Source organism: Actinomadura barringtoniae (assembly GCF_017573505.1).
Classification (GTDB): domain Bacteria; phylum Actinomycetota; class Actinomycetes; order Streptosporangiales; family Streptosporangiaceae; genus Spirillospora; species Spirillospora barringtoniae.
The window spans coordinates 379,097-395,269 of record NZ_JAGEOJ010000010.1; the positions used below are offsets into that span (position 1 = coordinate 379,097).

General features: G+C 72.4%; 12 protein-coding genes. 10 read left to right on the forward strand and 2 right to left on the reverse strand.

All coding sequences use genetic code 11. The features are described from left to right. Positions 1 to 33 precede the first annotated feature (33 nt). Entirely contained in the window at positions 34 to 675 is a 642-nt protein-coding gene (locus J4573_RS25900; RefSeq protein ID WP_208258414.1) for an NADPH-dependent F420 reductase, read from the forward strand. A gap of 56 nt (positions 676 to 731) precedes the next feature. Here J4573_RS25900 and J4573_RS25905 read toward each other — a convergent pair whose 3' ends face one another. Both J4573_RS25905 and J4573_RS25910 read right to left on the reverse strand, forming a co-directional pair. Beyond that, a complete protein-coding gene (locus tag J4573_RS25905) occupies positions 732 to 1,643 on the reverse strand; it encodes an intradiol ring-cleavage dioxygenase (protein ID WP_208258415.1) in 912 nt (303 codons plus the stop codon). 132 nt (positions 1,644 to 1,775) lie between these two features. Next, complete coding sequence (locus J4573_RS25910) at positions 1,776 to 3,173, reverse strand: sugar porter family MFS transporter (protein WP_208258416.1); 1,398 nt, start codon at positions 3,171 to 3,173, stop codon at positions 1,776 to 1,778. Between the two features lie 101 nt (positions 3,174 to 3,274). Between J4573_RS25910 and J4573_RS25915 the strand changes: the two genes are divergently transcribed. From J4573_RS25915 to J4573_RS25955, 9 genes are all read left to right on the forward strand, one after another. Further along, positions 3,275 to 4,042 (forward strand): SDR family NAD(P)-dependent oxidoreductase, encoded by a 768-nt coding sequence (locus J4573_RS25915; protein ID WP_208258417.1) that lies wholly within the window; start codon positions 3,275 to 3,277, stop codon positions 4,040 to 4,042. Positions 4,043 to 4,209: 167 nt separating this feature from the next. Continuing rightward, entirely contained in the window at positions 4,210 to 5,160 is a 951-nt protein-coding gene (locus J4573_RS25920) for an acyl-ACP desaturase (RefSeq protein ID WP_208258418.1), read from the forward strand. Between the two features lie 121 nt (positions 5,161 to 5,281). Continuing rightward, positions 5,282 to 6,145: a serine/threonine-protein kinase gene (locus J4573_RS25925; protein ID WP_208258419.1), complete on the forward strand. Its 864-nt coding sequence runs from the start codon at positions 5,282 to 5,284 to the stop codon at positions 6,143 to 6,145. Positions 6,146 to 6,207: 62 nt separating this feature from the next. Continuing rightward, positions 6,208 to 8,388, forward strand: coding sequence for a serine/threonine-protein kinase (locus J4573_RS25930; RefSeq protein WP_279575575.1), 2,181 nt, complete (start codon positions 6,208 to 6,210; stop codon positions 8,386 to 8,388). Further along, positions 8,351 to 10,915: a protein kinase domain-containing protein gene (locus J4573_RS25935; protein WP_208258421.1), complete on the forward strand. Its 2,565-nt coding sequence runs from the start codon at positions 8,351 to 8,353 to the stop codon at positions 10,913 to 10,915. Before J4573_RS25930 ends, J4573_RS25935 begins: the two co-directional genes overlap by 38 nt. Before the next feature lie 34 nt (positions 10,916 to 10,949). Further along, positions 10,950 to 12,338, forward strand: coding sequence for a protein kinase domain-containing protein (locus J4573_RS25940; RefSeq protein WP_208258422.1), 1,389 nt, complete (start codon positions 10,950 to 10,952; stop codon positions 12,336 to 12,338). Positions 12,339 to 12,600: 262 nt separating this feature from the next. Continuing rightward, positions 12,601 to 13,380: an electron transfer flavoprotein subunit beta/FixA family protein gene (locus J4573_RS25945; RefSeq protein WP_208258423.1), complete on the forward strand. Its 780-nt coding sequence runs from the start codon at positions 12,601 to 12,603 to the stop codon at positions 13,378 to 13,380. A 22-nt stretch (positions 13,381 to 13,402) separates the two neighbouring features. After that, complete coding sequence (locus J4573_RS25950; RefSeq protein WP_208258424.1) at positions 13,403 to 14,353, forward strand: electron transfer flavoprotein subunit alpha/FixB family protein; 951 nt, start codon at positions 13,403 to 13,405, stop codon at positions 14,351 to 14,353. A 144-nt stretch (positions 14,354 to 14,497) separates the two neighbouring features. Beyond that, positions 14,498 to 16,162 carry a hypothetical protein gene (locus J4573_RS25955; protein WP_208258425.1) on the forward strand — a complete coding sequence of 555 codons (1,665 nt, stop codon included), beginning with the start codon at positions 14,498 to 14,500 and terminating at the stop codon, positions 16,160 to 16,162. Positions 16,163 to 16,173 lie beyond the last annotated feature (11 nt).

Below are 16,173 nucleotides of genomic sequence, written 5' to 3' on the forward strand. Positions count from 1 at the left end.
CTGATCGACACGGTAATCGACCGGGAGGCGAACATGCGGATCGGGATTCTGGGCTCGGGGAACATGGCCGAGGCGCTGGGCGGCCAGTGGGTGCGGGCGGGCCACGAGGTGTTCGTCGGCGCCCGTACGGAGGCCAAGGCGGCGGCGCTGGCCGACAAGATCGGCGCGGTGGGCGGCGGGACACTGCGCGAGGCGGCCGAGTTCGGCGAGGCGGTCCTGATGGCGGTCGCCTTCCCCGCCGTACGCGACGTCCTTGATCAGGTCGCTGGCGCGCTGGCGGGCCGGGTGGTGATCGACTGCACCAACACCTTCGAGCCGCCGGCGTTCGCCCAGGCGGTCCCCAGCGCGGCGCAAACGATCGCCGACGCCGCGCCCGGCGCGCACGTGGTCAAGGCGTTCAACCTGTGCCACGAGAGCGTCTGGCGGCGCACGCCGGTGGAGTTCGACGGCCGCCCGCTCGGCGTGCCGATCTGCGCCGACGGCGGCCTGGAGAGGGCCGAACGGCTGGTGCGCGATCTGGGCTGCGAGCCGCTGTACGGCGGCGGCCTCGACCGCGCCGCCCAGCTGGAGGCGACCGCCGCGTTCATCGTCGGCCTGTACGTCACGGGCGGCGACCCGGCCGGGATGTTCCCGCCCCTGGAGCACGCGGGCGGCGAGCCCCGGCCCGCCGCCTGAACGGGAGACCGGCCGGCCGCCGGGTGAGCGACGGCCGGCCGGCCGGTCGGAGGGGCTCAGACTCCCGCGGGCGTGGCGGCCGGGTCGACGCCGACGGTGATCGTGGCGAGCAGGCCCCGGGCGGGATTCCCGCGGAAGAGGGGGCGGATCGTGAGCAGGCCCGAGTTCGCCTGCTTGTAGATGCCGTCCTCGTTCAGCAGGACGCGCTTTGCGGTGTTGGACTTGTAAGGGTCGAGCTTCTCGATCTGCGTGGCGACGTCCTCGGCGAAGAAGAACTGGCCGGTGTGGCTGACGTGGCCGCCCTCATAGGTCTTCTTCTTACGGTCGATCCTGCCGCCGACGTGCACCTTCAGATGGATGTGCAGCGCGCGCCCCTGATACCAGCCGGGGAAGATCGTGCGGAGCTCGGCGGTCCCGTGCCCGTTCGTGAGCTGCACGCCGCGCAGGTAGGTCAGGTCGTTGTCGGGATCCTGGTGACCGCCGCCCGGGGGCGGGCCGCCGGTCGGCATGCCCGTCGGGGTCCCCGTCGGAGTGCCGGTCGGAGCCGGGCCAGGTCCGCCCGGGCCGCCGGGCGGACCGGAGCTGTAGCCGGAGTAGACGCCGACCGCGTCGCAGTGCCAGATGTCGAGCGCCGCGCGCGGGAGCGGACGGCAGGTGCGCGAGTCGACGACGGTGGTGCGCAGGAGCAGCGGCACGCCGGGGCGGTCCTCGGTGATGTCGCGCCGGACCATCTCGTAGTCCAGGTAGTACGGGCCCTCGGTGACCTCCGGCGACAGCACGCACGCGGGCGCATGGCCGTGCCCGCCCGTGGCGGCGGCCTGGACGGCCGGGGCGGCGCGCGTGTCCGGGCTCGCGAGCGCCGAGCCCGCCGCGGCGATGCCGAGCGCGCCGAGGCCCGTACCGCCCGCCGCCGCCAGCGCGGCGCGCCTGCTGACCGCGCCGGTCCGCTGTGACTCTGGATCCGTCATTGGCTTGGAGTCCCTTCATGAGGGGGTGGTGATGCGGAAGCCAAACGGCGGATTCTGAGAATCGGCTGGGTCGAATATGAGAGATCCATGAACGACCCCGGCTGACGAGGGGACTTTCTGGCGGCGCAGAAATCAAGAGTGGAATTGAACGGCCCCTGCAGGCCGCCCGGAGGCGCCCGAGCCGCCGAGCTCGTGCTCGATCTGCTCCAGACTGCGGCCTCGCGTCTCGGGGACGCGGACGACGAAGAAGACGATGCCCGCGACCGCCAGCCCCGCGTACAGCCAGAACGTCCAGGCCCGGCCGATGGCGTCGATGAGCTGCAAGAAGTAGTACGACACCACGAAGTTGGCCGCCCAGTTGAAGAGCGTGCAGACCGCCATGGCCCGGCCGCGCAGCGTCTGCGGGAAGATCTCGGAGATCATCAGCCAGAAGACCGGCCCGAGCCCGACCGCGAACGAGGCGATGTAGAGAAGCAGGGCGACCAGCGCCACCCACGGCGCCTCGCCCTGCCAGCCCAGGCCGAAGAACGTCGCCAGCAGAGCCAGCCCGATCGTGAGGCCGACGGTTCCGACGATCAGCAGCGTGCGGCGCCCGATCCGGTCGAGCAGCACGATCGCGACGACGGTGAACACCACGTTGGTGATCCCCACGGTGACCGCCTGCGCGATCGCGTCGTTGGCCTTGAGCCCGGTGTAGGTGAGGATCGTCGGCGAGAAGTAGACGACGGTGTTGACCCCGACGGCCTGCTGGACGACCGCCAGCCCGATGCCGATGATCATGAGGGGCCGCAGCCGCGTCCCGAACAGTTCGCGGAAGCCCCTGCGGCGCTCCTGCCGGACGACGGTCTCGATGCCGTCGAGCTCGGCGTCCACCTCGTCCGCCCGCCGGGTGCGCGCCAGGACGCCGCGGGCCTCCTCGCGGCGGCCGCGCTGCATGAGCCAGCGGGGCGAGTACGGGACGACGAGCATGCTCAGCACCAGGACCACCCCGGGGACCGCGCCGAGCGCGAGCATCCAGCGCCAGCCGTCCGCCACGTTCCGGAGGGCGAAGTTGACCAGGTACGCCACCAGGATCCCGATGGTGATCATCAGCTGGTTGTAGGAGACCGTGCCGCCGCGGATCTTCGGCGGGGTGTGCTCGGCGATGTAGAGCGGCACCACCGCCGAGGCCGCGCCGACCGCGAGCCCGAGGACGACCCGCGCGGCGACCAGCTGGCCGGACGTCTGCGCGAGCCCGGAGGCGATCGCGGCGACGACGTAGATGACCCCGGAGATCAGCAGCGTCCATCGGCGGCTGATCCAGTCGGCGAGGCGGCCCCCGGCCAGGGCTCCAGCGACCGCGCCCGCCAGCAGGCCCGCCACGATCCACGACTGGGCGAGCGAGCCCGCGTCCAGGTCCTTCTTGATGTAGAGCAGAGCGCCGGAGATGACCCCCGTGTCGTACCCGAACAGCAGGCCGCCGAGGGCCGCCAGCATCGAGATCTTCAGGACGAACGGGTTGCGCGCGGCTTCCCTGACGTAGCCGGACATGTCGGCCTCACTCGTGACTACAGAGCCAAATCTGCGACGTGTCGGCCGCTACCCGGGAAGATGCCGGTCAAACAGCACGTCAACCGATACGATCGCCCGCCATGCGACAGGCCTACCGAACCGCGCTCGTGACGGGCGCCTCCAGCGGGATCGGTGAGAGTTTCGCCCGGCTTCTCGCCATGCGCGGGACCGACCTTGTGATCGTCGCCCGGCGGGCGGACCTGCTGGACGAGCTGGCCCGTGACCTGGTGGAGCGCTACAGGGTGGGCGTCGAGGTGATGGCGGCCGACCTCACCGATCCGGGCGAGCGCGGCGCGGTGGAACAGCGGTTGCGTTCGGAGCCGGTCGAGTTGCTGGTCAACAACGCCGGGTACGGCGCGTTCGGGCCGTACGCCGAGTCGGACCTCGATGATCAGCTCAAGGAGGTCGACCTCAACGTGGCGGCGCTGATGCGCCTCACCCACGCGGCCCTGCCCGGCATGATCGAACGCGGCCGGGGCGGGATCCTGAACGTCGCCTCGATGGCCGGGTTCGCGCCGTCCCCGGGGAGCGCGGTGTACGGGGCGACCAAGTCCTTCGTCGCGTCGTTCTCCGAGAGCCTGCACGCGGAGGTGGCGGGGCAGGGCGTCCACGTGACCGCCCTCTGTCCCGGATTCACCCGTACGGACGAGGAGTCGGAGCCGAATCTGCTGTGGCTGCGGCGCGAGGACGTGGCCAGGGCCGGTCTCGCGGCCGTCACGACGGGCCGTGCACTCTGCGTGCCGGGCCTTCAGTACAAGGCCGCCATGCCCGCGTTGAAGCTGGTGCCGAGGCCCCTGCTCAGGGCTGCCGCTACCCTCATGTGGAAGCAGGCGGCCGACTCCCAATAAGTGCTCACCAAGCGAGTGACCAGGGAGTCGGTTGCAAGGGGCTCGACAAAAAATCGCCTGAGTTGATTGTGACTGAGGTGACTTGACGCCTCTCGCGCAGATCGCGAAGACTCGTAACCTACGCTTTAGTAGGTTGCGTATACGCGTATAGCGAAGGATTCTCACGCATGTCCGTGTCGCCCGAAGCCAAGACCCAGACCGACCTGATGCTCGAGCTGGAGCCCGTGGTGGCCAAGGAGGTCGACCGCCACCTGTCCATGGCCAAGGAATGGTTCCCGCACCAGTACGTGCCCTGGAGCCAGGGCCGCGACTTCGACGGGCCGATGGGCGGCGACGGCTGGACGCCCGAGGACTCCACGCTGAGCGTCGAGGCCCGCGAGTCGCTGATCGTCAACCTCCTGACCGAGGACAACCTGCCCGGCTACCACAACGCCATCGCCACCGTCTTCGGCAAGGAGGGCGCGTGGGGCTACTGGGTCAACCGGTGGACCGCCGAGGAGAACCGGCACGGCATCGTGATCCGTGACTACCTCACGGTGACGCGCGCGGTGGACCCGATCGCGCTGGACCGCGCCCGGATGAAGCACATGCAGGAGGGCTACGACGCCGACCACGGCGACTCGTTCCTGCACGGCGCCGCCTACGTCTCGTTCCAGGAGCTGGCGACCCGCGTGGCGCACCGCAACACCGGCAAGGTCTCCAACGACCCGATCTGTGAGCAGATGCTCACCCGCGTGGCCGCCGACGAGAACCTCCACATGATCTTCTACCGCAACCTGCTCTCGGCGTGCCTGCAGGTCGCGCCGGACCAGACGATGCGGGCGATCACCGACGTGGTCAAGGGCTTCCAGATGCCCGGCCACAGCATCGACGGGTTCCTCCGCAAGTCCGTGATCATCGCCAACGCGGGGATCTACGACCTGCGGCTGCACCACGACGACGTGATCAGCCCGATCCTGCGCAAGTGGGGCGTCTTCGACCTGGAGGGCCTCACCGGCGACGGCGAGAAGGCGCGCGAGGAGCTCGGCGAGTTCATGGGCCAGCTCGACGCGGCCGCGACCAAGTTCGAGACCCGCCGCGAGGAGCGCCGCGCCCGGCAGGCCGCCCGCAAGGGCTGACGCCCTCCAGGTCGGACGGAATCCGGCGGCGAGCCCCGCACACCTTCCGTTCGCCCGACGTTCATGATCACGAATCGGTTTCGGTAGGAACGGATGCCCTGTTCTTGGCGTCAAAGGGTGTATGGGGAAGCATCGGCGGCTGGACGGACATCGGTTGCTGGCGGAGCTCGGCCGGGGGAGCACGGCGGTCGTCCACCTCGCGGTGGACCCGTTCGGCCGCGAGGTGGCGCTCAAGGAGCTGACCGCCGACTTCGCGGGCGACGCGGAGGGGCGCGGCCGGCTGGCGCGCGAGATCGCCGCGCAGAGCAGGGTGGCCAGCCCGTACGTGGCGCGGCTGCTCGGCGGGCGCGTGGGCGGCGAGCAGCCGTACGTGGTCATGCAGTACGTGCCGGGCACTCCGCTGGCCGACCTGATCGAGGCCTACGGGGCGATGCGCGGCGCGCGGCTGCTGCGGCTGGCCCGCGGCCTGGCGCTCGGCCTGGCGGCGGTGCACGACGCGGGCGTCCTGCACCGCGACGTGGCGCCGGGGAACGTGATGGTGCTCGGCGACCGGCCCACGCTGATCGACTTCGGCATCGCCCAGGAGACCGGCGCGGAGCAGCTCACCCGCCGCGGCATGGTCATCGGCACCCCCGCCTACCTCGCGCCCGAGCTGATCGAGGGCGAGCGGGCGACCACCGCCTCCGACGTGTACGCCTGGGCCGCGACGATGGCCTACGCCGCCACCGGACGGCACCCGTTCGGGCGGGGCTCGCTGCACGGGGTCTGCTTCCGGATCCTGCGCGGCCAGGTCGACCTGGAGGGCGTCGGGGAGCCGCTCGCCTCGCTGCTGCGGCTCGGCCTGCGCCGCGACCCGGCCACCCGCCCGTCGGCGCGCTGGTTCGCCGGGAGCCTCGCGGAGTGGGCCGCCGACGCGCAGTGGACGAGCACTCCGGACGCGCAGCGCAGCGGCGGGATCACCCAGCGGCAGCAGGTGGCCGCGTGAGGGCCGCGTGACGCCGGTTAGATCCTCTTTGCGTCTTGGGCGAGGGTAGGGTTTCGGAAACGATGAAGGGGGTTGTCACGTCCGGGGACCGAATCGGCCACTACCGCGTTCTCCAGACTCTCGGGGAAGGCGGCATGGGTGTCGTGTATCTGGGCGCCGACCCCGAAGGCCGCAACGTGGCCATCAAGGTGCTGCGCCCGCAGGTCGCCGGTGACGCGACCGCGCGCCGCCGCCTGGCCCGCGAGGTCGACTCGAACCGGCGGGTGCACAGCCCGCACGTGGCCGAGATCCTTGACGCCGACGTCACCGCCGATCAGCCCTACATCGTCACCCAGTACGTGCCGGGCCGCACCCTCGAGGAGATCGTCGAGGAGTCCGGCCCGATCTACGGCCAGGCGCTGCAGCGCCTCGCGACCGGCCTCGCCAAGGGCCTGTCGGCGATCCACGGCGCCAGCATCGTGCACCGCGACCTGAAGCCCGGCAACGTCATGCTGGTCGACAGCGAGCCGGTCATCATCGACTTCGGCATCGCGCAGGCCGCCGACGCGACCCGGCTGACCGCGACCGGCATGGTCATCGGCACGCCCGGCTACCTGGCCCCCGAGATCATCGAGGGCGAGGACGCGGGGCCCGCCTCCGACGTGCACGCCTGGGCGGGCACGGTCGCCTACGCCGCCACCGGACGGCCGCCGTTCGGCTCCGGCACGTTCGAGTCGATCTTCTACAAGATCATGCAGGGCACCCCCGACCTGAGCGGGATGCCGGAGGCGATCCTGCCGGTCATCCGGTCGGCGATGGCTCGCCATCCGGCCGAACGGCCCACCGCGGTGAGCCTGGTCCAGCTGACCCGGCGCCTGCAGCTCGAGGCGACGATCACCGACCAGACCCGGATCGACGAGCACTACACCCGGCCCGACAGCGGCTCGTCGCTGCCGTCCACCAGCGCCGCCGGAGCGGCCGGAGTCTTCGGTGCGGCCGGTGCCGCGGGTGCGGCCGGAGCCGCCGGAGCCGCCGGGGCGGCCGCCGCGTCCTCCATGGGCTCGGAGGCGCCCACCGACCACGCCCGGCAGTTCGCCATGCCGTCCCAGCCGTCGCCGCAGACCTCGGCCGACTATTCGGACTACGACGCCGAGGCCACCGCCGCCGACGGGACGACCGGCGACCCCGAGGTGACCATGCCCGAGTCGGGCTCGCGCCCGTCGTCCACCTCCAACTCCGTTCCGGCGCCGGGCCCGCCGCCCTCGTCGACGGCCTCGCCCGCGCCGATGGCGGCTCCCGTCCCGTCGCAGCCGAAGGACTTCAAGGGGCTGCTGCCGCCCGCCGCGCCTCCGCCCGGACCGCCTCCCGGCCACGGCGCGTACGAGTCCGGCACCTACGACCAGGACGCCTACGCGCAGCCCTACCAGCGCCAGACGAACGCCCGGCCGCGCCGTGGCGGGCTCCCGCCCCAGCAGCAGCCGCCGCCCGGTCCGCCCGCGCCCGGCCCCTACGACCAGCGCGCACCGTACGACCCGTACGGCGCGGGCGCCCAGCAGCGCCCCGAGTCGCGGCAGCAGCGCCCCGACGGCCCGCCGCCGGCCCGCCAGGACGGGCGCGCCAAGCCCGACCGGAAGCCCGGCGACGCCGAGCGGCCCAAGCCGTACGGCTGGTACCGCGTGCTCAGCCTGATCGTCCTCGTCGCGCTGCTCGCGTTCGCGAACATCGCGCCGCTGCTCGCCGTCGCCGTGACCGGTGTCGGCGTGCTGATCCTGCGGGCGGGCGACAAGGCGGCCAAGGGAATGGAGGGCAAGCGCACGCGGCGCGGCCCGCGTTCGGGCGACGCCGTCGCCGCGACGCTGAAGTCGCCGCTGCACCTGCCCGGCGCGATCATCGTCACCGCGCTGCTCGGCGGCCTGTCGCTGTTCGCGGGCCTGATCGTGCTCGGCGTGCTGATGTTCGCCTACCCCGACATGAACGCCTCGCGCGCCATCTCCTACAGCGCGATGGTGGTGATCGGCCTGCTCTGCCTGGCCCCGGGCAGCGGGGCGCCGCGCCGCCAGCTGGCGCGGCTGTGGGGCGCCGTACTGCCCCGCGCCGAGGTCGCCCTGGCCGGTGCGATCGTGCTGGGCGTCTTCGCGGGCGTGCTGGTCGTGCTGTCGCAGAAGCAACCGCCCGACACCACCCCGGTGAACGGGATGAGCCAGAACCTGGACGGCCTCCGGAACGATGTCCGAGACCTCGTCGACCGGATCCCGGGCCGGTGACGGCACCTGGGCGGGACCGGTCACCGGCGACCTCCCGCCCGCGGTGAGCCCCCCAGCCGCCAGTTCCCCGCCCCCTGCGAACCCGCCTCCCGCGAACCCGCCTCCCGCGAGCCAGCCTCCACCGAACCCGCCTCCCGCGAGCCCGCCGTCGGGCGGCACGCTCCCGCCCTCGATCGGCCCGTACCGTCCGGTCGAGCTGATCGGCTCGGGCGGCATGGGCCAGGTCTTCCGCGCCCAGGACCCGCGCGGCGCGATGGTCGCGGTCAAGACCCTGCACCCGCACCTGGTCGGCGAGGGCGGTGCCCGCACCCGGCTGCGCCGCGAGGTCGAGACCATGCGCCGCGTCGCCACGCCGCGCGTCGCCCAGGTCCTGAGCTTCGACGTCGAGGCGCATGTGCCGTACGTCGTGACGCGGTTCGTGCCGGGCCCGGCGCTGATCGACCAGGTCAGGGTGGCCGGGCCGCTGTCGGGCACGGCGCTGTGGCGGGTGGCGCTCGGGACCGCCGAGGCCCTCGACGCGATCCACAAGGCCGGGATCGTGCACCGCGACATCAAGCCGGGGAACGTGCTGCTGGAGGGCGGCGAGCCCGTCGTCATCGACTTCGGCATCTCGCACGGCATCGAGGACACCCGGCTGACCAAGACAGGCGGGCGCTCGGGCACCTGGCGCTACCTGGCGCCCGAGCTGCTGGAGGGCGAGGACGCCGCCGAGGCGGCCGACATCTTCGCCTGGGCCGCGATGGTCGGCTACGCGGCGACCGGCCGCGACCTCTACGACGCGCCCAACGACGCCGCCGTCTGCCTGCGGATCATCCGGGGCGACCATGACCTGGGCGACGTCCCCGAAGAGCTGCGCGGGATGCTCGAGGACGCGCTCGCCTACGACCCGAGGGCGCGTCCCTCCGCCGCCGACCTGATCGGGCGCCTGCGCGCACTGCGGCCGGAGTCGATCGTTCTGCGCTCCAAGGGCGGCACCGGCGGCGGAACGGGCGGGACCGGCGGCACCTACGGCACGGGCGGTACCGGGGGCACGGGCGGTACCGGCACGGGCGGGTCCCGGCCTGCGGGCCGCGCCCGGCCCCTCGACCCGATCGGCCCGTACCAGCCGCTCCAGCAGCTCGGCCGCGGCGGGATGGGGGACGTGTTCCTCGCCCGTACGGACGAGGGCCTGATGGTCGCGATCAAGACGCTGCACCCGTTCCTGCCCGAGGAGTTCAAGGCCAAGGACCGGCTCCGGCGCGAGGTCGAGGCGATGCGGCGGATCAGCAGCGCGCACGTCGTGGAGCTGATGGACCAGGGGCTCGACCACGACCCGCCCTACATCGTCACCCGCTACGTCGAGGGCACCTCGCTGCTCGACACCGTCCGCAGCCGCGGCCCCCTCGAACGCAACGGCCTGCTGCGGGTGGCGGGCGGCGTCGCCGACGCGCTCGCCGCCGTGCACAAGGCCGAGAGCGTGCACCGCGACATCAACCCCGGCAACGTGATGCTGGTCGGCGGCGAACCGATCGTCATCGACTTCGGGATCGCGTTCCTGGCCGACGCGACGCCGCTCACCCGCGGCCCGATCGGCACCCCCGGCTACGTCGCGCCCGAAGTGCTGGAGGGCCGCCAGGTCGGCCCGCCCGCCGACGTCTTCGCGTGGGCGGCGACGGTGGCGTACGCGGCGACCGGCCGCCGCGCCTACGAGGCGACCAGCCCCGCCGCGTTCGTCCGCCGCGTCCTGTCGGGCACGCCGGACCTGGACGGCATCACCGGCGACCTGCGCGAGGTCCTGGACGAGGCGCTGGACAAGGATCCGGACCTGCGCCCGACCGCGTCCGAGCTGGCGGCACGGTTCGTCAACCCCGGCTCGATCGCGCCGCGCCTCCGGCCCCGCAGGCAGCCCGCCGCACAGCGCCCGGCGGCCAGGCCCAAGCCGCAGCCGCCAGTGACCGGCCGCGCCACGTTCTCCCGCACCGGGCTGGCGCTCACCCTGTCGGTGATCGAGGTGTCGCTGACCGAGTGCAAGCGCGAGCTGGCCGCCGGTGAACGCTGCCGCGCGATCGGCGGCACATGGGCCGAGCACACCGCCGGTTACGCCCGGCGCGCCCTTGCCGCCGCCGCCCAGGCCGTACGGGACGCCGAGACCGGCACCGGCGTGCCCGCCAACGGCCCGCGCCTCGCCGAGATCGTCCGTGCCGCCAAGACCTACGCCGCGCATGCCCAGGCCCTGCTCGCGAACCGTTCGATCTTCCCCGGCCAGTTCGTGGACGTACGCCAGGCCGTGGCGATCGTCCAGGCGGCCCGCTTCACCAAGGCCCGCTTCAAGGAGGGCTACGACCCGGCCGAGGTGGACGCCTTCCTCGCCTCCGCCCGGGTCTGGCTGGACGGCGACCGCCGCAACCTGGCCCAGGTGATCGGCGCCGACGAGATCCGCGACAAGGAGTTCACCCTGCGCCGCCTCCGCGAGACCTACGACCGCGACGAGGTGGACCGCCACCTGGCCATGCTGGAGACCGAACTCCGCCGTCTCGGCTATTCATGATCCATACCCGACCGCCCCTAGGGTGGATCCCGCTATGAGCCACGAACACATCGGCCCCTACCGGCTGCTCGCACAGCAGGGCGCCGGCGTCCACCGAGCCGCCGGCCCCGACGGCCGCGACGTGGCGATCAGGCTGCTCCCGCCGGAGACCCGCGACCGCCTGCGCGCCGACCTGAAGGCCATGCGGAACGTTCGAAGCCCGTACGTGGTCGACGTCCTGGACGCCGATCCCGACGCCGACCGGCCCTACCTCGTCTCCCGGTTCGTGCCCGGCCGCCCGCTGGACGAGCACGTCGCCGAGCAGGGCGCCCTCACCGGCGCCGACCTCGGGCGCCTCGCCGTCGGGCTGGCCAAGGCCCTCGCCGCCATCCACGAGACCGGCCTCTCGCACCGTGCCCTCCGGCCCCGCGACATCCTGGTCGTCGACGGCTCGCCCGTCGTCATCGACTTCGCCATCGCCGAGCCCGCCCACGAGTCCGAGGACGTCCGGGCCTGGGCCGAGGTCGTCGCGTTCGCCGCGACCGGCGGCCCGGACGCCGCGATCCCCTCCGTTCTCGAGCCGTTGCTGTGGTCCGCCACCGACGAGGACCCGGCCGCACGTCCCAGCCCCGCCGACCTCATCACCGCCGTCGCCGCGCTGGACCTCCAGCCCGCTACGGCACCCGCCCCACCCAAGCCCAAGCCCGCGGCAGCGCCCGCGCCCGCTTCCAGCGAGCCCGGCACGTCCACGCGCCGGGCGGCTTCGGGCGCGGGGGACACGTCGGTGGTGGTCGCGGCGGCCGCGGTGCCCCGGGCGCCCGCCGTCGAGGTTCCCGCCGCCCGTGAGGAGCCGGTGGCCGAGCCGGTGAACGAGCCGGTGGCGGCGAGCCCCCGGCCCGCCGTGTCGCGCGTGCAGCTGGTGGCCGAGGCCTGGGCCCGGCTGCTGTCGGCCATGGTCGTGGTGATCGTGGCGGCCGTGGCGATGATGATGCCCGTGCTCGGGATCGTGCTGTCGGTCGCCGCGGTCGTGCTGCTGCGGATGCTGGTGGCCCCTACGGGACGCGAGCGCGCGCTGTCGGTCGGGCGGACGCTGGTCACCCTTCCGTACGCGGCGGCGTGCGGCGCGGTCGTGACGCTGGGGCTGGTCGCGCTGTCGCTCTTCGGCTTCGAGGTCGACCCGCTGGCCGCTGCCGGCCTGGGGGCCGCGGCGGGCGTCGCCGCCCTGTGGGCCGCGCCCGGCGTTCGCGGGCCGCGCCTCGGCATGCAGCGCCTTCTCGCGCCGGTCGCGCCGCGCGGGATCGCGGTGGCCGGAGTCGTGCTCGGGCTGCTGGCGTTCATGGCGGTCGTCGGAGCGATCTCGCTGACGCCGAGCTTCGCCCCGATGTACGGGCTGCAGAGCTCGGTGGAGAGCGCGATCGCGCGCTGGCAGAGCACTCTGGGGTGATCTGCGTCACCGGCATCGCGGAGCGCGAACGGGACGGGCGGTGTCCGCCGAGCGTGGGTAAGGTCTCACGAGCTGGGATTTGCCAGCAGGTTACTCATCGGTAATATTGATACCGTACGGCCCAAGCGGGGACCCGGAGCCGAAGCACGTTCGGGTGTTTGGCAGGCTGTGCAGATCAGACTCGCGTCGACCCGCCCTGGGCGGCGCCCACTGTCCGCTTTCCCCAGCGGCCAACTGAGTGCAGGGAGGTCGGCCACCGGCCATGAACATCGTCGTCCTGGTGAAGCAGGTTCCCGATACGGAGAGCCCGCGCAAGCTGAAGTCCGATGACAGCACGCTCGACCGTGCGGCCGCGGACGGTGTCATCAACGAGCTCGATGAGTACGCCATCGAAGAGGGGCTGCGCATCAAGGAGGCCCACGGCGGCGAGGTGACCGTTCTGTCCATGGGCCCGGACAAGGCCACCGACTCGATCCGCAAGGCCCTCGCCATGGGCGCCGACAAGGCCGTGCACCTGATCGACGACGGCCTCGCCGGGTCGGACGCGCTGCAGACCTCCTACGCCATCCAGCAGGCCCTCGGCCGTACCGGCTTCGACCTGGTGGTGCTGGGCTCGGAGTCCACCGACGCGCGGACCGGCGTGCTCGCCGCGATGCTCGCCGAGCGCCTCGGCGTACCGCAGCTGTCGCTGGCCAACAAGGTCGACATCGACGGCACGTCCATCAAGATCCAGCGGCAGACCGACTACGGCTTCGACAAGGTCGAGGCGAGCCTGCCCGCGGTCGTGAGCGTCGTCGAGAAGATCAACGAGCCGCGCTACCCCTCGTTCAAGGGGATCATGGCGGCCAAGAAGAAGCCGGTCGACACGATCGGCATCGCGGACGCGGGCATCGACGGGTCCCAGGTGGGCCTGGCGAACGCGGCCACCGAGGTCGTCGACTTCGCCGAGGCCCCGCCGCGCGCTCAGGGTCAGATCGTCACCGACGAGGGCGACGGCGGCGCGAAGATCGCCGAGTTCCTCGCGTCGAAGAAGTTCGTCTGAGCGAGGAAGGGGATTAGGAACAATGGCTGAGATTCTCGTCCTCGTCGACCACGTCGACGGTGAAGTGAAGAAGGTGTCGCTGGAGCTCCTGACGGCCGCCCGCCGTCTGGGCGAGCTCGCGGCCGTCTGGATCGGTCCTGGCGCCGAAGGCGCCAAGGACAAGCTGGCCGAGTACGGCGCCGCCAAGATCTACGTGGCCGCCGACGAGGAGCTGACCTCCTACGTCGTCGCCCCCAAGGCCGCCGTGCTGGCGCAGCTGGTCGCCGACAAGTCCGCGGGCGCGGTGCTGGTCTCGGCGACCGCCGAGGGCAAGGAGGTGGCGGGCCGCCTGGCGATCAAGATCGGCTCCGGTGTCCTCACCGACGTCGTGGACGTCTCCGACGCCGGCGTCGCCGAGCACTCCATCTTCGGCGGCGGCATCATCGCGCACGCCAAGGTGAAGGCCGGCACGCCGATCATCGCCGTCCGCCCGAACTCCATCGCGCCCGAGGCCGCCCCGGCCGCCGGCGCGGAGGAGGCCGTCTCGGTGACCCTGTCGGACGCCGACAAGGGCGCCAAGATCGTCGAGAAGGTCGTGCAGGAGAAGGGCGAGCGCCCCGACCTCACCGAGGCCGCGATCGTCGTCTCCGGTGGCCGCGGCGTCGGCGGCGCGGAGAACTTCACGATCATCGAGGCGCTGGCCGACTCGCTCGGCGCGGCCGTCGGCGCCTCCCGCGCCGCGACCGACGCCGGCTGGTACCCGCACTCCTTCCAGGTCGGCCAGACCGGCAAGACGGTGTCGCCGCAGCTGTACGTCGCGGTCGGCATCTCCGGCGCCATCCAGCACCGGGCCGGCATGCAGACCTCGAAGACGATCATCGCGATCAACAAGGACCCCGAGGCTCCGATCTTCGAGCTCGTGGACTACGGCATCGTGGGCGACCTGTTCCAGGTGGCCCCGCAGCTCACCGAGGAGATCAACAAGCGCAAGTGAGCGCGCTGTCGTTCCGCTCGGCGACGCCCCGTTCCCGCTTTTTGGGAACGGGGCGTTCGCGTTGAAATGATCTCCGTCGTCCGGACATGACTCTCCCCGAGGCCCGTGCGTTCGTGCGGGCCTGTTCCTTTGGAGGGAGATCCCTTGGCCGGGAAGAAGAGCTTCGTCGCCGCGACGGCGGTGGCGGCGGTGGCCGCCGGTTCGGCGTGCGTGGTGGCACTGGACGGGCCTGACCAGGCGAACGCCCGTGGGGTCGCCGCGGCGCAGGCCCAGCAGGCGCCGTCCGCCGCCCGCGACCGTTACCCGCACGGGCTGCGCGGCGAAGCGGTGACGGGCGTACGGCAGAAGCCCGCGAAGGCGCAGGCGCTGTCGGCCACCCGGGCGGGGGTCAAGGTCACGCTCGACGTGCTCGACCGTACCGGCAAGGCCGTGGACGCGATGGTGGAGCTCTACCCGCTGGCCGGCGGCGACTCGCTCTACGCCGAGGTCAAGGGCGGTCACGTGCAGGGCGACCTTCCCGCCGGGCGCTACGCGGTGCTGACCCACGTCAACACCAAGGAGCCGAACGGCACGACCTCCGCAGCCCTGGTCTACCTGCCGCAGGTCAAGGTGGCCGCGGGCACGAAGATCATGCTCGACGCGCGCAAGGCCGAGCCGGTCGCCGTCAGCGTGGACCGCGCGGACGCCAAGCTCGGAGAGGGCGAGCTGCGCGTCTCCCAGCTGATCGCCGGGAAGCGGGTCGCCACCTCGTACTTCATGGGCCTCAAGAACGCCTACATCACACCGACCGGGGCCGCGCCCGGCCTGATCCTCGGCATCCAGGCGCTCTTCACGCGGAACGGCGCCGAGTCGGGCAGCCCGTACCTCTACAACGTGGCGCGCGAGTTCAAGGGCGGCATCCCGCACAGGCCCGCGCTGAACGCCAAGACCAAGAACCTCGCCGCCGTGCGGACCACGTACGGGACCGACGGCCGCGCGGCGTGCGCGGGCGCCCACTCGGGCGTCGCCTGGGCCGACAATGCCGGGGCGATCGGCTTCTTCACCGGCATCGGCGCGGCCCCGGCCGTCCGCACCGAGTACTACACGCCCGGCTTCAAGTGGAGTCTCGACTGGATGAACGGCAAGCCCGACTGCCAGTTCGACTTCGATACGACCGAGGTCTGGAACGGCACGGTGAGCTTCCCGAAGGCGGGCTCCTACCGGCGTTCTCTCACGCCCGCGCCGTTCGGCCCGCGCGGCGGCGTCGTCATCTGGGGCGAGCACGACGGCGGTGAGCCGGCGCTGTTCATCCCGATGCACTCCACCGGGTCCGGCACGAGCATGATGGCGCCCTATCCGGGTGCGACCGGCCAGTCGATCCTGCGTGACGCGAAGGGGAAGGTCGTCTACAGCTACGACCAGCCGGGCGCCGCGTGGAAGTGGCCCGTCCCCAAGCCGGGCGTCTACACGCTGACGGTCGACGAGAAGCGCGCCGCGCCCCTGGCGATCCGGCAGCACGCCGTCTGGCGCTTCACCGTGAAGAACGGCAAGGTCATTCCGTTGCCGTCGATCGTCTGGGGCACCCCGCTGGACGCACGCTCGCGGGCGCAGGCCGGCAAGCCCCAGCGGCTCACCATCACCGCCGCCGCCAAGCCCAAGCTGTGGGTGTCGAGCGACGACGGCAAGACCTGGAAGCCCCTTGCGGTGACCGGCAGCGGCAAGAAGTGGACGGCGACCCTCACCAACCCGCAGCAGGGCTTCGTCTCGCTGCGGGCCTTGGCGCCGGGCGTCGACCAGACCGTCATCCGGGCCTACGCGATCAAGAAGTAGCCGCCCACAGG

What these genes read in the sequence shown, in the direction of transcription:
- J4573_RS25900 (WP_208258414.1), top strand. Translation starts at nt 34, where the DNA reads ATGCGGATCGGGATTCTGGGCTCGGGGAACATGGCCGAGGCGCTGGGC.
- J4573_RS25905 (WP_208258415.1), bottom strand. Translation starts at nt 1,643, where the DNA reads ATGACGGATCCAGAGTCACAGCGGACCGGCGCGGTCAGCAGGCGCGCC.
- J4573_RS25910 (WP_208258416.1), bottom strand. Translation starts at nt 3,173, where the DNA reads ATGTCCGGCTACGTCAGGGAAGCCGCGCGCAACCCGTTCGTCCTGAAG.
- J4573_RS25915 (WP_208258417.1), top strand. Translation starts at nt 3,275, where the DNA reads ATGCGACAGGCCTACCGAACCGCGCTCGTGACGGGCGCCTCCAGCGGG.
- J4573_RS25920 (WP_208258418.1), top strand. Translation starts at nt 4,210, where the DNA reads ATGTCCGTGTCGCCCGAAGCCAAGACCCAGACCGACCTGATGCTCGAG.
- J4573_RS25925 (WP_208258419.1), top strand. Translation starts at nt 5,282, where the DNA reads ATGGGGAAGCATCGGCGGCTGGACGGACATCGGTTGCTGGCGGAGCTC.
- J4573_RS25930 (WP_279575575.1), top strand. Translation starts at nt 6,208, where the DNA reads ATGAAGGGGGTTGTCACGTCCGGGGACCGAATCGGCCACTACCGCGTT.
- J4573_RS25935 (WP_208258421.1), top strand. Translation starts at nt 8,351, where the DNA reads ATGTCCGAGACCTCGTCGACCGGATCCCGGGCCGGTGACGGCACCTGG.
- J4573_RS25940 (WP_208258422.1), top strand. Translation starts at nt 10,950, where the DNA reads ATGAGCCACGAACACATCGGCCCCTACCGGCTGCTCGCACAGCAGGGC.
- J4573_RS25945 (WP_208258423.1), top strand. Translation starts at nt 12,601, where the DNA reads ATGAACATCGTCGTCCTGGTGAAGCAGGTTCCCGATACGGAGAGCCCG.
- J4573_RS25950 (WP_208258424.1), top strand. Translation starts at nt 13,403, where the DNA reads ATGGCTGAGATTCTCGTCCTCGTCGACCACGTCGACGGTGAAGTGAAG.